This is a genomic window from Marinococcus halotolerans DSM 16375 (assembly GCF_000420725.1).
Lineage (GTDB): Bacteria > Bacillota > Bacilli > Bacillales > Marinococcaceae > Marinococcus > Marinococcus halotolerans.
The window spans coordinates 1-16,472 of the sequence record NZ_ATVM01000014.1; the positions used below are offsets into that span (position 1 = coordinate 1).

General features: G+C 49.6%; 15 protein-coding genes. 7 read left to right on the forward strand and 8 right to left on the reverse strand.

Translation table 11 applies throughout. From position 1 onward, the window contains the following. Window positions 1-91: 91 nt before the first annotated feature. Window positions 92-1,525 (forward strand): IS1182 family transposase, encoded by a 1,434-nt coding sequence (locus G548_RS17935; protein ID WP_022794144.1) that lies wholly within the window; start codon window positions 92-94, stop codon window positions 1,523-1,525. A gap of 43 nt (window positions 1,526-1,568) precedes the next feature. Here the strand turns inward: G548_RS17935 and G548_RS0110645 are convergent, their stop codons facing one another. Beyond that, window positions 1,569-2,537: a S8 family peptidase gene (locus tag G548_RS0110645; protein ID WP_022794145.1), complete on the reverse strand. Its 969-nt coding sequence runs from the start codon at window positions 2,535-2,537 to the stop codon at window positions 1,569-1,571. A 207-nt stretch (window positions 2,538-2,744) separates the two neighbouring features. Here G548_RS0110645 and G548_RS0110650 point away from each other — a divergent pair, with 207 nt between their 5' ends. Then, window positions 2,745-4,028: an Nramp family divalent metal transporter gene (locus tag G548_RS0110650; RefSeq protein ID WP_022794146.1), complete on the forward strand. Its 1,284-nt coding sequence runs from the start codon at window positions 2,745-2,747 to the stop codon at window positions 4,026-4,028. A 34-nt stretch (window positions 4,029-4,062) separates the two neighbouring features. On the opposite strand, the gene G548_RS0110655 is transcribed toward G548_RS0110650, so the two are convergent. The 3 genes from G548_RS0110655 to G548_RS0110665 form a co-directional block, all read right to left on the reverse strand. Then, window positions 4,063-4,356, reverse strand: coding sequence for a hypothetical protein (locus G548_RS0110655; RefSeq protein ID WP_022794147.1), 294 nt, complete (start codon window positions 4,354-4,356; stop codon window positions 4,063-4,065). A gap of 115 nt (window positions 4,357-4,471) precedes the next feature. After that, window positions 4,472-6,190 (reverse strand): bifunctional metallophosphatase/5'-nucleotidase, encoded by a 1,719-nt coding sequence (locus G548_RS17940; RefSeq protein WP_022794148.1) that lies wholly within the window; start codon window positions 6,188-6,190, stop codon window positions 4,472-4,474. A 208-nt stretch (window positions 6,191-6,398) separates the two neighbouring features. Next, a complete protein-coding gene (locus tag G548_RS0110665) occupies window positions 6,399-7,607 on the reverse strand; it encodes a multidrug effflux MFS transporter (protein WP_022794149.1) in 1,209 nt (402 codons plus the stop codon). Between the two features lie 207 nt (window positions 7,608-7,814). Here G548_RS0110665 and G548_RS0110670 point away from each other — a divergent pair, with 207 nt between their 5' ends. Further along, window positions 7,815-8,513, forward strand: a complete 699-nt coding sequence (locus tag G548_RS0110670; RefSeq protein WP_022794150.1) for a TVP38/TMEM64 family protein — start codon at window positions 7,815-7,817, stop codon at window positions 8,511-8,513. Window positions 8,514-8,548: 35 nt separating this feature from the next. Continuing rightward, window positions 8,549-9,340, forward strand: a complete 792-nt coding sequence (locus G548_RS0110675) for an SDR family oxidoreductase (protein ID WP_022794151.1) — start codon at window positions 8,549-8,551, stop codon at window positions 9,338-9,340. An 11-nt stretch (window positions 9,341-9,351) separates the two neighbouring features. Here G548_RS0110675 and G548_RS0110680 read toward each other — a convergent pair whose 3' ends face one another. Continuing rightward, entirely contained in the window at window positions 9,352-10,581 is a 1,230-nt protein-coding gene (locus G548_RS0110680; RefSeq protein ID WP_022794152.1) for an NADH:flavin oxidoreductase/NADH oxidase family protein, read from the reverse strand. A gap of 76 nt (window positions 10,582-10,657) precedes the next feature. Further along, window positions 10,658-11,680: a zinc-dependent alcohol dehydrogenase family protein gene (locus G548_RS0110685; RefSeq protein ID WP_022794153.1), complete on the reverse strand. Its 1,023-nt coding sequence runs from the start codon at window positions 11,678-11,680 to the stop codon at window positions 10,658-10,660. 190 nt (window positions 11,681-11,870) lie between these two features. Here G548_RS0110685 and G548_RS0110690 point away from each other — a divergent pair, with 190 nt between their 5' ends. Both G548_RS0110690 and yidA read left to right on the forward strand, forming a co-directional pair. Beyond that, entirely contained in the window at window positions 11,871-12,182 is a 312-nt protein-coding gene (locus tag G548_RS0110690; RefSeq protein ID WP_022794154.1) for a hypothetical protein, read from the forward strand. Between the two features lie 19 nt (window positions 12,183-12,201). Then, window positions 12,202-13,017, forward strand: coding sequence for a sugar-phosphatase (yidA, locus tag G548_RS0110695; RefSeq protein WP_022794155.1), 816 nt, complete (start codon window positions 12,202-12,204; stop codon window positions 13,015-13,017). Window positions 13,018-13,078: 61 nt separating this feature from the next. Here the strand turns inward: yidA and G548_RS0110700 are convergent, their stop codons facing one another. Beyond that, complete coding sequence (locus G548_RS0110700; protein WP_022794156.1) at window positions 13,079-14,044, reverse strand: Gfo/Idh/MocA family protein; 966 nt, start codon at window positions 14,042-14,044, stop codon at window positions 13,079-13,081. 59 nt (window positions 14,045-14,103) lie between these two features. Further along, a complete protein-coding gene (locus G548_RS0110705) occupies window positions 14,104-15,141 on the reverse strand; it encodes an ion channel (RefSeq protein WP_022794157.1) in 1,038 nt (345 codons plus the stop codon). Between the two features lie 143 nt (window positions 15,142-15,284). Here G548_RS0110705 and G548_RS0110710 point away from each other — a divergent pair, with 143 nt between their 5' ends. Then, window positions 15,285-16,463 (forward strand): galactokinase, encoded by a 1,179-nt coding sequence (locus tag G548_RS0110710; protein ID WP_022794158.1) that lies wholly within the window; start codon window positions 15,285-15,287, stop codon window positions 16,461-16,463. Window positions 16,464-16,472: the final 9 nt, after the last annotated feature.

The window sequence follows — 16,472 nt, forward strand, 5'->3', positions numbered from 1 at the left end:
CAGACTGTCGACAATGGCTCTCATTTTAGAGCGTGTCGGCAGTTTTTTATGCTATGATAAAAAGAAATAGCCTGGAAAGGGGTTATGGCGCATGATGAGGCGGGATACGGAAGAAGCTCGTTACCGGGAAGCCACCATTCAGTTGGATCAGTTAGTGCCTGCGGACCACCTGGTCCGCCAGATCGAGGCCGCGCTGGATTTTTCCTTTATTTACGACGAAGTTGCGTCCCTCTATGCCCCCATCGGCCGGCCGAGTATTGACCCGGTCCGGCTGGTGAAAATGGTGCTGCTCCAGTATTTGTTCGGCATTCGCTCCATGCGTCAGACCGTTCGGGAGATCGAAACGAATGTGGCCTACCGATGGTTCCTCGGTTTGGACCTCCTGGAGCCCGTGCCGCATTTCTCCACCTTCGGCAAGAACTACATACGCCGGTTTCGGGACAGCGGGTTGTTCGAAGCGATATTTGAACGGGTGCTGGGAGAAGCCGTGGCCGCCGGCTTTGTGGATCCGTCTGTCTTTTATATCGATGCCACCCATGTGAAAGCAAACGCCAACAAGAAAAAATTTGATCGGGTTCAGTTGGCGGCCGAAGCCCGGGCCTACCAGGATCAACTGGACGCCGAAATTCACCGGGACCGCGAGGTCCACGGAAAAAAGCCCCTGCCTCCCGCCCGCCGCGAACCGGGCGGACGGGAGGTCAAACAAAGCACGACGGATCCTGACAGTGGCTATTACGTCAAAGATGAACGGGAGAAGATGTTTGCCTACAGCTGGCATACCGCCTGTGACCGGCACGGGTTTGTGCTCGGAGCGATCGTGACCGGAGCCAATGTTCATGACAGCCGGATCTTTCATGAGCTGTTGGCGCAGGTGATGGCCCGGGCGGGCCGTCCGTACGCCGTTGCGGTGGATGCCGGCTACAAAACCCCGGCCATTGCTCATCTGCTTCGCGAGCAGGCCATTCGCCCGGTCATGCCCTATACCCGGCCCAAAGGCCTGCCGGGACGCTTGCGCAAACAGGACTTTGTGTATGATGCCTATCTGGACGCGTATCTCTGTCCCGAGCATCAGGCCTTGCGCTACCGCACCACGAATCGGGACGGTTATCAGGAGTATGTCTCAGATCCCGTCATTTGTCAGTCCTGCCCGCTGCTCGAGACCTGTACCCAAAGCCGGGATCACCGGAAGGTGATCCTCCGCCACGTCTGGCAGGACGACCTGGACGAAGCCGAACACCTTCGGCACACCCCGTGGAACCGGAAGACCTATGCGGAACGAAAAGAAACCATCGAACGTATTTTTGCGGATCTCAAACAAAAGCATGGCTTGCGCTGGACGCTCCTCGCCGGAGGGGCACGAAACACCGCGCAGGCGATGCTTGTTTATGCGGTGATGAACCTCAAAAAACTCGCCACCTGGCGGTGGCGACAGACGTGCGCCGGCCGTTGGATGCTTCTTTTTCCCTCAATGGCACAAACAAAGGCCTCCGAAATTCATTTTCGGAGGCCTTTGTCTACAATCTGAGCCAGGCCGATTATCGGCCTGGCTTTTTTGTACAACCGCTGGGTTAGCGGACGACGATTTCGTTTTGGACTGTCTGGGCAAGACGTTCGACCGTGCCAAGCATCAGCAGGCCGCTGCCCTCTGCGCTCAATGGATAGCCGAGAGGAACAGTGCGGCGGAGCAGCTGGGCATACATCTCCGACTCGGAAATGCGCCGGCCAAAGCCTGCTTCCGCCCAGTTGGTTACCAGAGCAAGGGCACCGGAAACGTGAGGGGCTGCCATGGAAGTGCCGCTCAGCCGGACGTAGGAGCTCCCAATATAAGTAGATAAAATCGAAGCTCCTGGCGCTGTGAGATCAATTTCGTCGTTGGTATTGGTAAACGGGGTCAACTCACTGGAAAAGTTCACCGCCCCGACCTGAATGACTTCATTATAAGCGCCCGGATAGGCAAACTCTTCAGTATCGGCGTCCCCGTCTCCTTCATTTCCAGCGGCGCAGACAACAGCAATATCGACTGCCACGGCTTCTTTAATGGCTTCGTGGAGTTCAGGAACATCCTGGGGACCGCCGAGAGACATACTGATCACACGCACCCGTTCTCCGTTGAGGCCTCGCCAGGAAACCGCGTAGCGGACAGCCTCGATAATTCCCTGCATGCTCCCGCTTCCTGCTTCGTTCAGTGCTTTTAAAATCAGCAGCCTGGCTTTTGGGGCGACACCGGCTATACCGAAGCCGTTGTCTGCAGCGGCGATAGTACCAGCTACATGGGTGCCGTGCCCGTTATTGTCTTCAATAACCGCTGGGTCCCCCCGGTAGTCCCTGGTGAAATTGCGCCCGCCGACAATTTGATGCTGCAGATCAGGATGGTCCGTCTGGCAGCCGGTATCAATGACCGCGATAACATTACCCGCCCCCTGGGACGTTTCCTCCCATTGGGAAGGTGCTTCGATCATTTCCACTCCAGCCGGGACGTAGGATGTGGCAGAAACACCGCTTTCTTTTCGGAATGGAACTAGAGATACATAACTCATAAAAATGCCTCCTCATCAGGATGTATTAGCGTGACCTGATATAAAAAGGCATGATCAAAGGAGAAAGTAAACCAAAATAGGATAAATTGAATTTAGGAGTTAAGTTCAGATATACAAAAAGAATGTAAGGTTCTCTCCCATAAAAATAAACACAGTAATTTTTATATGGTTTTATATAACATATAAAAAGAAAATGGGAGTGGGGAAATGAAAGAACCAAAAGATTTACAACAGCCAATACCAACAGATAGTACAGAAGAAGCTTCTGTAACCTGGGGAGAAAAATTGAGAGCTTTGGGCCCGGCTGCTATTGTAGCAGCTTGTATTTTAGGACCAGGAACGATTACTACTGTCTCTGTGGCAGGAGCGAGTTATGGTTTCCAAGTCATGTGGATTTTGGTCATAGCTTCCTTAGCAGCTTATTTTTTTCAGCGACCAGTAGTGAAATTTACGGTACAAACTCGAATGGCGGCAATGGAAGGTATTCGTGAATATATGGGAAAAGGATGGACAGTGATTCTTTACCTAGCTCTTCTTTTAGGAGCCATCGCATTTCAGGCTGGAAATTTTACTGGTGCAGCTCTCGCATTAAATTTTTTCCTTCCTTCTATATCCGTAGTCGCTTGGGTTAGTATATTGGCTTTAATGGCTTTAGCTATTTCCTGGGTTGGCGTTTATAAACTATTAGAAAATATTAATAGAGTTTTCATCGGATTGATGGTGGGAGCATTTGTATTGACCGTTTTTGTTTCAGGACCAAGCATTACTGATATATTTACCACTGGGTTTTCTTTTCAAATCCCGGAAAGCAATTATTGGTTAATTTTAGCCTTAATTGCGACAACTTTACCGCCAAACACAGCTCTTGGGCTTTCAGCATTTATTAAGAAAAAATATGAAAATGACTATGTGACTCCGCGGGCAAAACAGATGACTCTTTCTTATTTTGATCTTCGTACTAATGTAACAATAACTGCAGTAGTAGCTATTTCTATATTAATTTGTGCTGGTGGGGTCATATACGGCACAGGTGCTGTAATTGAAGGTGCTGGAGATATGGCTTACCAGCTAACGCCACTACTCGGTCAATATGCAGGTGTACTATTTGCAGTTGGTCTTTGGGCAGCTGGTTTCTCTTCAGGTTTATTTAACATTTCTGTGCAGCCAGCGCTTCTTGGTCAGGCACTGGGCCGTTCAGAAGAATCTAACGCTATTGCAAATCGTTTTGTGATGTTGATTGCTGGTGTGACTCCAATTTTGATCATTTTTTTGTTTGGAGAGACGCCGATTCAGTTAATTATGACAGCTCAGGCTTTAAATGGATTATTGCTTCCAGCTATTGTTGGTTCTATATGGGTTTTATGTAATAAACGCAAATATTTAGGTGAATTAGCTAATAATACTCCGCAAAATATTATTTATGGTTTAGTAATGTTAATGGTTTGCTTTTTAGCTATTCGTGTATTTTTAAATATTTTTGGTGTTATCTAAGTAAATTAGCCTGTATCGCAAAGCGATGCAGGCTTTAAAATGCCCGAAATACACTTTTGCGCCGTCTGCACCGCATGCACTCATAAATAAATTTGGAATTAATATCCGAGTCCTGGCCCACGGCCTGGTATTTATGCAGTTGAATGCGGCAAAGCAAGCTTCTTTCTTTGTTCGTTTCATTGGAAGTGAACAAAAGCAGCAACAATCCAATGATAAATACTAAGATAGCAAGAATATAACCATCTCCGTGCTGGGTAAATAGATACCCAAAAAGCACGAGGCTGATAATAATGAGCGAAAATCCCAGAGAATGAAGTCTTTGAACCATAAATATCACCTCCGAAAACAAAATTAAAATATATTTAATATGAATTAGCGTCCATCATAAACAGTGTACAATAAAAAATCAGGACCGGGTCTTCCCGGTCCTGAAGCGTGTTGCATTATTCCTTTGCCTGGGCCTGATCGATGCATTCCTTTGCCGGCTCTGCCGCAGCAGGTACTTCTACGTCCTTGCCGTTTTTATACTTTTGAAGTATAGAAATCATCTGACCGCGGTTAAAGCCGGAGTCATTTTTATTTGGATTGCCGTTTGGCACCAGCTCGTGGACTTCATCGATAATACATTCTTTTGTGACGTTCTCAACGGGAGTTTCCGGTTCTTCAACGGCCGGTTCTCCGACCTCAAGGCTGATCCGTCCCTGTGTTTCATAATCCACAGCGCCTTTTGTTTCCATTAAGAATTCAGCATAGGTGATCATGCTGTTGGTCACAAGTCCGGCATCAGGCTGGACAATTTCCCCTTCGAAATTATAGCCGTCCCCGCCATCCGCGAGGAAGTTTGGCAGAGCGACCGAGTAGGTTTCCGTGCTTTCGATCGGTTCTCCGTCAATAGTGAGCCTGGCTCCGTTAAACGCCCCGTCTTCGGTTGTATAAATAGTATAGTTCAGCCCGGACGTCTGCAGGTCCACCTGCTCACCGCGATTGTAGGACTGCTCAATTACATCCTCAAGAGCTTCCCCTGTCATATTCATCTCAACGATATTATTCCCAAATGGTTCAGTGGAATAAATATCTCTTGCAGTAATTTCACCAGGGGCGATGCCAGCCCGCAGGCCGCCGTTATTATAAACAGCCACGTCTGTATCCGTAGTGTAGCGCATGGAATCGGTCCAGAAGTTCCCAAGCGGGGCGTCTTCCTCATAGCGGCTGTCTCTCGACAGGCCGGTATTTGTTTCCCCGATGACTTCTCCCAGCAGTTCATCGGCTTCTGCGATATAATCATCCGCCTTCGCCTGAACGTCTTCATCCACCGCTTCTATGTTATCGATATCGTGCAGCTGCCCTTCAGTATTTGTTACTTCTCTGGTTTCATCATCGAGGGTAAAGGTCATTTCTCCGATGAAGTCGAGGCTTGAGCCTGCCTGGGCAATAGGTGTGCCATTCACGACGGCTGGCTCTTCAAGGACAGTATGCGTATGGCCGCCAATAATGGCGTCAAAAAAGTCCACGTCCTCTGCGAGCTGCTCATCCTCGCTGTAGCCTATGTGGGTGAGGGCAAGAAAAAGGTCGGCGTCATCTCCAATGCTTTCGTATGACTCCGCCACCCCTGCGTAGTCATTGTCAAAGCCGAGGCCGTCGATGCCGTCCGGCGCTGTGGCAGGCGGTGCCTGGGTCAATCCAAGAAGAGCGATGTCGATGCCGTTAACGTTAATTTCATCATAGGCGGCGGGCTCTTCGATAGGAATCGAGCTGTCTTCAATGGATGTATTGGCACTGATCCAGGTGAAATTACTGTCTGCTTCATTCTGGGCGAAGACTTCCTGGCCGTAATCAAATTCATGGTTGCCGATCGTCATCGCTTCAAGTCCGACATCGTTCATCAAGTCAACCATCGGCGCTCCGTCCTGTAAATCGACTACCGGGTCTCCACTGAAAATATCTCCGGGACTGACAAACACCACGTGATCAGATTCCGCTTTTTTCTCGTCAATGTAGCCGGCAAGCTTTCCCATATCCTCGATGGATGAATGGATGTCATTGGCGTGAATGACCGTGACTTCCGTTTCCCCCGCGGCAGCACCAGCATTAGCTGCAGGCGGCGCAAAAATAGTGGCAGAAGCGCCGGCGGCAATCCCCCACCGTAAGTATGAATTGTTCATGTAATCCCCCCTGATATGTATAAAAAAACCAATTAAAACGTAAGAAAATTTTGATCTTTTGCCAATAAGCAGGAATTACTGCTTGTAAACAAAGGGAAAAATAGAGAGGAAATACCCAGGCTTCGGCAGACTCATACTGCAGTCTTTGGAAAAATTTACGCCTGTCCTCTCTATTTTTCGCATCTAAAGTCGTGATTCTTTTAGCTTATTAAGCCGGCTTTTCTGTGGGGCCGCCGCGTTTAGCCATGAATACGTATGTTGCGAGAGCTAACGCACTCATCAAAAAGATAGTCAGTCCCATAGGGATCGCTGTGTCTTCACCGGCAATGCCAACCATAGGGGCGGTAACAGCACCGAGCACAAAGGGAAGAAGACCTAAGAGCGCTGATGCGCTGCCGGCGATATGGCTCTGGGTTTCCATCGCAAGGGAAAACGAAGAAGTAGCGACAAAACCGATGGAGGTAACAAAAAATAGAATAGGCAGCACAATGCCCCAGAGCGGTCCTTCAAAAATAACGACCACAAGTAGAGCAAGACCGGCGAAAAAGGCCATCACAAGTCCGGATTCAAGAAATATTTTTTCAGGTATCACAGAAGCAAAACGGCCAACCATAAACGTTCCCAGTAGAAGGCCGAGGCCGTTTAACCCAAACAGAATGCTAAATACCTGCGGGGACACGCCGTATATATTTTGATAGATAAAAGGGGTGCCGGCCACATAGGCAAAAATCCCGCCGATCATAAAGCCCTGGGACAGAGCGTATCCCGAAAACTGCCGGTCTTTAAGAAGAGAGAGAAAATTGCTGAAGGTAGTTCCAAGATTGCTCGGCACCCGGTCGTCTACTGGAAGGGTTTCACCTAACCGGAACGCTGTGATCAAAAGCAGAATAGTACCGAGGATAGAAAGCGTTAAAAAGATGCCGGGCCAGCTGGTGAAAAGGAGTACCCCGCTCCCGATAGAAGGGGCGAGCAGCGGCACGAGATTGTTTACTAGCATCAACAGGGCAAACAGCTTTGTGAGTTCGGCCCCGCTGCTGACGTCCCGGACGATTGCCCGGGAAATAACGAGGCCGGCTGAGGCGGCAAAGCCCTGTATAAAACGCCCGGCGATCAGGATAAAAATATTCGGTGCAAAAATACAGGCGGCTGAGGCAGCAATATAAACGATTAGAGCGACGATGAGCGGCCGGCGCCGGCCGTACACGTCACTTAGAGCCCCTGCAACGAGCTGGCCAACCCCGAGCCCGAGCAGACAGGCTGTCAAACTCAGCTGTACAGTAGAGGCGCTGGTTTCATAGGAATCGGTAATATCAGGAAGGGCAGGAAGGTACATATCAATGGTCAAAGGGATCAGTGCTGCAAGTGCTCCGAGCAGGACAACAAAACGGGCCCGCTTGAAGCCGGTTAATTGGTTCATATATGTAAGCCGCCTTTCTAAGCTGAAAATGAAATAGATGAAATTGCTCAAATCTGCTTCAGCTTAACTAAAAAGAGAAAAGATGGAAAGTTTTTTGCTCACAACTTAAAAATAAAATATTTTTTATAGATAAGATTTTTGGAAAAATAAAGCGTATTATCACGCTTCTCCGTTATAATAAAGATAGATATTGAGGAGGAAGGCGTCATGAAAGCAAAATTAAAACACTATGCTCTTAGGCTCACGATTACGGTTAGTGCCGCCATTTTGATTCTGGTGCTTTCCCGCTTTTACCTGCATCTGAGTCCTGAAGAGGTAAAGGGGTGGATGGAAAGCATCGGTTTTTTAGGACCTGTCGTTTTGCTGCTGGTATTTGCTGTCCGGCCGTACCTGCTGATCCCTTTGCCCGTTGTTGCCATAGCTGCCGGGTTTTTGTTTGGGCACTGGCTGGGCGCTCTCCTTATTTTTCTTGGAGCCGTTCTGGGCGCTTCCGTTTCTTTTTTCACGAAAAGACGCAGGGCGGGAGACTTAAATTTAGATGAGAAAAATATGGAAGAACTGGACAAGATCAAGGAAGAGCTTGAGGAACACGGTTTCAAATTTTTATTAATGCTCCGGCTCATCCCGGTGCTTCATTATGATTTATTAACGTCTCTCAGCGCCCGTATGGACGTAGGCTGGCGGCAGTACCTGGGCTCTACCGTGATCGGAACTATACCAAGGGCTATTCTGCTGGGTTTTTTCGGTTCGAGTATTCTTTCCTTCGAGCCGGTGAAAATGATTATTTTAGGAGCGGTAGCGCTTGTAATAGCGGTGCTCGGCTATATACTTAAACGAAAAGTAGAGGACGAATTTGACACCGAAGAGCTGAAGGAAGAAACAAAACAGCTGCAGCCGCCGGTATAAATGCAGCCGGTCCGCAGAAAAAAGGAGTGCAAAGCATGGATTTGAAGCTTGCAGGAAAGACGGTACTTGTGCTGGCATCAAGCCGGGGGCTTGGAAAAGCATCGGCTGCCGCATTTGCGAAGGAAGGTGCTGATATCGTAATTACGGGCCGCTCGGAGGAGAGCTTGAAAGAGGCGGAAAAAGAGCTTCTGTCTTTAAGCGCCAGCGGCCGGGTGAGTTATTATGTGTGCGATATTACAAAAGAGACAGAGGTAAAGGAGCTTGTCGAATATACCTTAGAGAAATTTAGCCGGGTCGATGTACTCGTAAATAACGCCGGCGGTCCTCCCGCCGGCACATTTGATGATTTTGACGATGAGGACTGGCAGAAGGCGTTTGACTTAAACCTGATGAGCTTCGTACGTGCAATACGCGCAGTGCTGCCTTCAATGAAGCAGAGCGGGGGCGGCCGGATTGTTAACATTACATCTTCTTCGATGAAGCAGACGCTCGACAATTTGGTTTTATCGAATACATTCCGGGCCGGTTTGATGGGCCTTGCCAAAAGTCTTTCCCAGGAGCTTGCTCCGCACGGTATTCTCATCAATTCCATTGGCCCTGGAAAGATAGCGACGGACCGGGTAGCAGAGCTCGATGAAAGAAAGGCCGGACAAACAAATAAAAATGCTGAGGATGTGCAGAGAGAGTCGGAGGCAGCGATTCCGCTTGGACGCTACGGACTTCCGGAGGAGTTTGCGGCGCAGATCGTTTTTTACGGCTCCTTCGCCAACACCTACGTAACCGGCCAGACACTGCTCGTGGATGGCGGTCTGGTAAAAGCGCTGTAAAGCGGAGAAGCCTATCCTCTTCGCTGCCGGATAACGCTCAGGCCATTTTTCACCAGAAGAAGCCCTAAAGATAAAACAGGAGGAAAACCGGGTGCAGCTTTCCGGCCTTTGCTCAGCCGGGCAAGCTGCTGATTGTACCATGCAAGCTCCATAACACCGGCATTATCAATAAACGCAAGGCCGGTTTTGACAGGAGTCATTCGTGGGACCGGGGCTTCTGAAAGAAGCCAGTCCGGGTAATCCGGGTACACAGCCATTGGTCTGGCGAGGCCAATAAAATCGGCTGCTCTTGACTCGAGCGCGCTGTCCATCGCCGGACGGGTGCGGAACCCTCCGGTTAAAATCACCGGAACCTCTGTGGTCTGCTTCAGTTTTTCAGCATATTCCAGGAAATAAGCTTCACGCTGAAGCGTAGAGGCAGAGGCATTTTTTCCGAATAATTCCGGACGTTCGTAAGTACCTCCGGAGATTTCGATCATATCGGCTCCAAGGCGTTCGAGCTCTTTAATCACATATTGGGATTCTTCCTCGGAGAAGCCGGCTTTCATAAAATCCGCGCTGTTAATTTTTACTCCAACAGGAAACTCCGGCCCTGCGGCTTCACGGACAGCGTTAAAAATTTCACGTAAAAAGCGGAAGCGGTTTTTAATCGAACCGCCCCATTCGTCGGTTCGCTGATTATGGCGGGGCGAGAGAAACTGGCTGATTAAATAGCCGTGGGCGGCGTGAATCTGGACGCCGGTAAAGCCGGCACGTCTGGCCAGGGAGGCGGTATGGGCAAACTGCCGGATGATTTTTTCTATTTCTGGATGGGTGAGCGCCCGGGCATTGGGAAAGAAGCGCTGAAGCCCTGATTCAAAAGGTACAGCAGAAGGGGCGACGGTTTCACGGGAGACGCCTTTTGGTACCTGCTTGCCCGGATGATTGATCTGCATCCATAAATGGGTGTCATTATGTGTGCCGGCACGGGCCCAGGCTTGGAACAGGCCAAGCTGCTTTTCGCTTTCAAGCACGACGTTGCCCGGCTCCCCAAGCGCCTGATGGTTGATCATCACGTTCCCGGTAATGAGTAACCCCGCGCCTCCTTTGGCCCAGGTATGGTACAGCCGGAAGATGCTGGTGTCCGGAAGATGAGCCTTTGTGGCAAGTCCTTCGCTCATGGCCGATTTAACGAAGCGGTTTTTGAATGTCACATTTTTATTATGTAAGGTAAACGGGGAAGCGACAGTGATGTCTGTCAAAGTGATCCTCTCCTTACTCTCCGGGTGGATGAAGAAAAAATGAAGCGGAGCGCGTAACAGAAGCGCTCCGCTTGTTTTATTGCTGGTCGTGGGAAATAACAATTTTGCCGAAGAAATTTTGGCTTTTCAGGTGACGGTAAGCCTCCTGGGCCTGTTCAAATGGATAGACCGTGTCGATCACCGGCGTCAGCTGATGGGCAGCAATGGCTCGGTTCATCGATTCAAACATATCCCGGCTGCCAACGCCAATCGTTCTTGTGGAAGCTTTTCCGAACAGGTCATAGTAATCGATTTTGTCCCCGGTTCTTGTGAGCACGCCGATTAAAGCTACTTCCTCGCCGGGGGCGACTGCTTGAATCGATTGATGAAACGAAGCAGGACCGACTACTTCAACGACACGGTTTACGCCGCCGTTGGAAAGCTCTTCCGCCCGCTTTCCCCATTCCGGTGTATCGTTGTAGTTGATGATGTCATTAGATCCGAGCTCCTGCAGCTTTTCCTCTTTCCAGCTGCTCGAAGTGGTGGAGATAACGCGAAGCCCGAGAATTTTAGCGAGCTGCACGGCGAAAACGGAAACGCCCCCTGTGCCAAGCGTCAGCACCGTGTCTCCCGGGCCGGCCGGGGAAGGACCGTGCAGAGCGTTCCAGGCAGTCACCGCCGCGCAAGGAAGCGTTGCTCCCTGCTCGTACGTAAGATGATCAGGCAGACGCACAAGCTCCTCCGGATTGATTACTTTATAATCTGTCAGCCAGCCGTCGCTGTGTGTGCCATACGGCTCCATATAGGAAGGGCGCTTGCCACCGAACCATTCCCGGGTGAAGTTGCCGGCTACCCGGTCTCCTACGCGGAAGCGGCGCACATCTTCACCTGCTTCAACAATTTCACCGGCGCCGTCTGACAGCTGCACGAGATTTTCCCGCAGCTCCCCAGGGTAATCACCTTCGACCATAGCGAGGTCCCGGTAGTTTAAGGAAGTGGCTTTCACCCGGACAAGCACCTCTCCCCGCTGCACCTGCGGCAAGGATTCTTCTGTCATTTCTAAATTTTCTATGCTTCTCGGCTCACGAAGCCGAAAAGCCCGGTTTTGTGCTGGTGCCATTGTATAGCCTCCTTGGATGTTTGTACTCCTTACTGTTCATTCCCGGGGGGACGATTTTTTAAAAGAGACGGGCGTGATTTTAAGCAAAAAGTTATACTGAAAACATGACCGGATGTTTTTCTTTGAAAAATAGAATTTTATTGCCTTTCATAAAGAAAAAATCAGTCTCCGATAAAAAAGGAGGTCCGTTGTGCGGAAAAACACGGATATGAGGGAAGTAGAAAATGTGATTGTTCACAAAGCAGCAGAATTCCAGGGGTATACTGTTTTATTTTCGATCCACGGCCAGCGCTTTCAATTTTTAATAGCCGACGGGAGGCCGTTATTTCCGTTAAATGTCCTCCATACGTTTGCTGAAAAAGATGTATGCGGCCAGTGCGGGAAAAAGGTACTGCAGGTGCCGGTGGGCCAGCAGGTATGCAGGACCCTTCAGCACCGAAAAAAAGAGCTGCTCGCCTATCTGGAGGAGCATTTCCTCTGGGGACCGGCAGGGCATATTTAAATACACCAGGAGGATGGGTATGTACAAACTAATAGCCGTAGATATGGATGGAACCATGCTGAATGACCAGCACGCCCTGACGCCGGAGGTGGTTCAGGTGGTCCGGGAGGCAAAAGCAGCCGGCATCAAAATCGTAATGTGTACGGGGCGGCCGCTCCCGGGCGTCCAGCGTTATGTTGATCAGCTGTCGCTTCGGGAAGAGGGGGACTATATTGCTGTATTTAACGGCGCGCTTGTCCAGGAGACATTCGCAGGCCGGGTGATCAGCCAGCTTGATATGCTGTACGAAGACGTTATGGAGCTCGAACATCTGAGCCGGGAGCTGCCCATAGCGATGCAGTACTTTAGTGAAAAGCATATTTATACCCCGCAAAGAGATATTGATAAATATACGGTGCTCGACGCTTATCTGAATAATATTCCTTTGCGCGTACGTACGCTTGAAGAGGTCGGGCCGTCTGTGGCACTGCCGAAGGTGATGTTTGTCGGTGATAAAGAAGACATTGACCGGACAGAGCTTTTATTGCCGGAGAAAATTAAAGCCCGAAATGAAATCATGCGCAGTACGCCGCATTTTTTGGAATTCCTTCATCCAGAAGCAAGTAAGGGCAACGCAGTGATGGATCTCGCGGCCCGGCTCGGCATCGCCAGGGAGGAAGTAATGTGCATCGGGGATAACGGCAACGATTTATCTATGATAGAGGCAGCAGGGTGCGGGGTGGCGATGGGAAATGCCATTCCGGAAATCAAGGCAGCAGCTGATATTATTACATCTACAAACAATGAAAACGGGGTGGCAGAGGCAATCAATAATGTGCTGCTGCAATCCCGTTAAGCAAAAAGCCTTTATTCCGCTTGGGATAAAGGCTTTACTTGTATTTCCCGGGAAATCCCGGTTATTCAAACGGGTAGCGGAAGTTCCACTGCCGCCTCGATTCGTCCATCAGTGCCATCACATCGGAGGAGAGTTGAAGAAGAGGGGCATGTTCCCGGTTGGAGATAAAGCGTTCCATTTCCCGGATTTCGTAATGCAGAGCTTTTGATGTCTCGCCCTCGGCAATGCGCTCAGTTTCTCCGTTGGTGTACTCGATGACCGCCTCGTCGGCACGGGGGAAGTTGTCGACTGTGATTGAGCCTTTATCACCGCCAATAATCCCTCTTTTGGGAAGCCTTGAGCTGAAGGAAAGCTGGACTGTCGCTATCTGGCCCCGGCTGTTTTTTAAAATAATGCCCGACTGGTCATCGACGCCGCTTTCGGCCATTTCTCCAATGGTTGTTACCTGCTGCGGCTGCTCCTGCAGGTAAAAACGGGCAAACGACAGGGCGTAGACACCGATATCAAGCATCGCGCCCCCGGCCAGGTCCGGGTTAAAGAAGCGATTGGTGGTGTCATATTCTTTAACAGTACCAAATGTGATGTTAATAGAGTGCACGTTGCCGATTACCCCAGCCGTGATTTTTTGCTGAAGCTCCCGGTGAAGCGGATGGTAATACAGCGTCACTGCTTCGAGCAGCACCAGGTCCCGGTCTGAGGCAAGCGCCGTCAGGTCATCGAGCTGCTGCTTGTTAACGGTAATGGCCTTTTCGCAAAAAACATGCTTCCCGCTTTCGAGACACTGCCTGGCGATGTCATAGTGATTCGTATGAGGAGTGGCGATATAGACGACATCAAGCGCTTCGTCTTCGAGGAATTTTTCCAGCGAGTCAAACGGATGCCCGGCGTTAAAATCGCCTGCAAAGCTTTCAGCTTTCTCCATCGTGCGGGAGCAGACGGAATGAATTCCGCCGTGCTCATCGTTTAATGCTTCAGCAAATTTCCCGGCGATATTGCCAGTGCCGATAATGCCCCAGTTAAAGCCCATGTGCTTCACACCTTTTCGTTTAGTGGTTTACCCGGCTATTATACCGCAGCCGGAGAATGTTAATTTGCCTCTTTACCGCTGATTTTATGGTACGTATCCTCCTGGCAGATGACGAAAAGCTTCGCATCCTCCGGAATACGTTCGTCGAGCTTATGATTGATGTTTAAGTCATCGTGGTCCGATACGAGAGTGGCCCCTTCTTCGAGCAGGGCCATATAAGCTTCGCGGTACGTCTTCCAGGAGGGGCGTTTAGGTATTTCATACAAGTCCTCCCCGTGCCTCTTCGACAAAAGCTGGGAGACAATCCTTGAGGTGCCGCGGCTGAAGGCAGAACGGACGGCAAGCTGTGAAATCATTTCTGAGCTGACGATAAATTCATCCACGTCCACATGGGTGAAGTTGTGAATATTATTTCGTTCTTTGATCTCTACGATGGTGTATATGTCTTTAAAGTGTCGTTGGATGCTTGTGGCAATTAATAATGATTTCCCGTCGATGTATGAAGGATCATGGATATATTCCCCGTTAATGGTAATTTCATTAGGGAAAACAAATACCGCCCGGGCTTCACTGATATTTGCCTGCTCGAGTACTTCTTTATCAACGGGGTTGCCCCGGACGTAAAACAGGCGGTCGTGGTGATAAGGGGTTTCTTCATACTGGTCGATGAGCACAATCTCAATATTTTTTTCTGTATTTAAAATTTCCTGGATCGCAATTTTCGCGTGCTTGCTCCAGTCCGCAATTACAATATGATCTTTTCCGTTATACTCCAATTTTCCCCGCTCCTTTCGGCGGTTGTACACATATATAAAATCAATAATTTTACTGATCACGATAGAAATCAGGCCGATGCCGACTAAATAAAGAAAAATACCATATAATTTTCCAGGCACGGTATCCGGCACGTAATCGCCGAAGCCGACAGTGGTTACAGAAGTCATCACCCACCAGAAGCCGTTGAAGGGACTGCCGAATTCTTCAGGCTCTATGTAATAAATGGCAAAGGAGCTGCCCCCGATCACCAGAGCAGTAATCATAAAAATAACGGCTGTATTCACATTAACCAGACGTTCAAACAGCTTATTAAAAAACATCCTGGACACCCCTTCCTGCTAAAGTACTATTACCCGTATTAAAGCTTTAAAAATCTAAAAGTTCAAAGTAAAAATTTTAGTAAAAACTTTATTTATGCTTAGTTTTCCGCTATACTGATGAAAAGAATGAAGGAGGCTGTCCCATGGATGCAGTGGTAATGAAGGAGTTTGAACAACAGTTTTCCCGCCAGGCGGAACGACTGTTTTTTGCCCCCGGCCGTATTAACGTCATCGGTGAACATACAGATTATAACGGAGGGTTTGTTTTCCCGTGTGCGATTACAAACGGGACATATGCAGCAGCGGGGGCACGAAGCGACCGGCAGCTGCGGTTAGTGAGCGGTAATTTTTTAAATGAAGGAATGATAACGCTTTCGCTGGATGATCTTTCGTTCCAGCAGGGACATGATTGGGCGAACTATCCGAAGGGGGTATTTGCTGTTCTGGCTGCAGAAGGCTATCAATGCGAAACCGGCTATGATATTTATTTTTCCGGCAATATCCCAAACGGGGCCGGCCTATCCTCGTCAGCTTCAATTGAACTGGCCACAGCTGTGCTGCTAAACGAATGGGAAGAGTGGGGACTTTCCATCAAAACCCTTGTCCAGTATGCCCAGCGGGTGGAGAACGAATACATCGGCGTTCAGACCGGTATCATGGACCAGTTTGCGATCGGATTTGGCAAAGACGGACATGCCATGCTGCTTGACTGTGGAACGCTTGAATATGAATACGCACCGCTTCCAACAGAAAAATATACCATATTGATTATGAACACGAACAAATCCCGGGAGCTTGCAGGTTCAGCCTATAATGAGCGCCGGTCCGAGTGTGAAGAAGCACTGGCCGAAATGCAGAAGCACCTGAATGTCATAAGCCTTTGTGAGTTATCGGTAGAGGAATGGAACGAGCTCGGCGGGGAGATTAAAAATGAAACGGTCCGAAAAAGAGCCCGGCACGTTATTTACGAGCACGACCGGACAAAGCAGGCAGCAAAAATGCTGGAAGCGGAAAATTATGAAGCGTTTGGCCGGCTGCTCAATGAGTCGCACCGGTCGTTAAAGGAAGATTATGAGGTGACCGGCCTGGAGCTCGACACGCTGGCCGAAACTGCCCAGAAGCAGCCCGGCGTCATCGGGGCCCGGATGACCGGGGCGGGCTTTGGCGGCTGCGCAATCGCTTTTGTGGAGCATGGACAGGCGGAGGAGGCAGAGAAGAATATCGCAGCAGTTTATGAAAAAGCGACAGGCTTCAAGCCTTCGTTCTACAAAGCTGCCGCCGGTGAGGGCGCCCGGGAGCTCGCACGGGCAGGGCAGAAGTAAGGAAAAGGA

What these genes read in the sequence shown, in the direction of transcription:
- G548_RS17935 (WP_022794144.1), top strand. Translation starts at nt 92, where the DNA reads ATGATGAGGCGGGATACGGAAGAAGCTCGTTACCGGGAAGCCACCATT.
- G548_RS0110645 (WP_022794145.1), bottom strand. Translation starts at nt 2,537, where the DNA reads ATGAGTTATGTATCTCTAGTTCCATTCCGAAAAGAAAGCGGTGTTTCT.
- G548_RS0110650 (WP_022794146.1), top strand. Translation starts at nt 2,745, where the DNA reads ATGAAAGAACCAAAAGATTTACAACAGCCAATACCAACAGATAGTACA.
- G548_RS0110655 (WP_022794147.1), bottom strand. Translation starts at nt 4,356, where the DNA reads ATGGTTCAAAGACTTCATTCTCTGGGATTTTCGCTCATTATTATCAGC.
- G548_RS17940 (WP_022794148.1), bottom strand. Translation starts at nt 6,190, where the DNA reads ATGAACAATTCATACTTACGGTGGGGGATTGCCGCCGGCGCTTCTGCC.
- G548_RS0110665 (WP_022794149.1), bottom strand. Translation starts at nt 7,607, where the DNA reads ATGAACCAATTAACCGGCTTCAAGCGGGCCCGTTTTGTTGTCCTGCTC.
- G548_RS0110670 (WP_022794150.1), top strand. Translation starts at nt 7,815, where the DNA reads ATGAAAGCAAAATTAAAACACTATGCTCTTAGGCTCACGATTACGGTT.
- G548_RS0110675 (WP_022794151.1), top strand. Translation starts at nt 8,549, where the DNA reads ATGGATTTGAAGCTTGCAGGAAAGACGGTACTTGTGCTGGCATCAAGC.
- G548_RS0110685 (WP_022794153.1), bottom strand. Translation starts at nt 11,680, where the DNA reads ATGGCACCAGCACAAAACCGGGCTTTTCGGCTTCGTGAGCCGAGAAGC.
- yidA (WP_022794155.1), top strand. Translation starts at nt 12,202, where the DNA reads ATGTACAAACTAATAGCCGTAGATATGGATGGAACCATGCTGAATGAC.
- G548_RS0110700 (WP_022794156.1), bottom strand. Translation starts at nt 14,044, where the DNA reads ATGGGCTTTAACTGGGGCATTATCGGCACTGGCAATATCGCCGGGAAA.
- G548_RS0110705 (WP_022794157.1), bottom strand. Translation starts at nt 15,141, where the DNA reads ATGTTTTTTAATAAGCTGTTTGAACGTCTGGTTAATGTGAATACAGCC.
- G548_RS0110710 (WP_022794158.1), top strand. Translation starts at nt 15,285, where the DNA reads ATGGATGCAGTGGTAATGAAGGAGTTTGAACAACAGTTTTCCCGCCAG.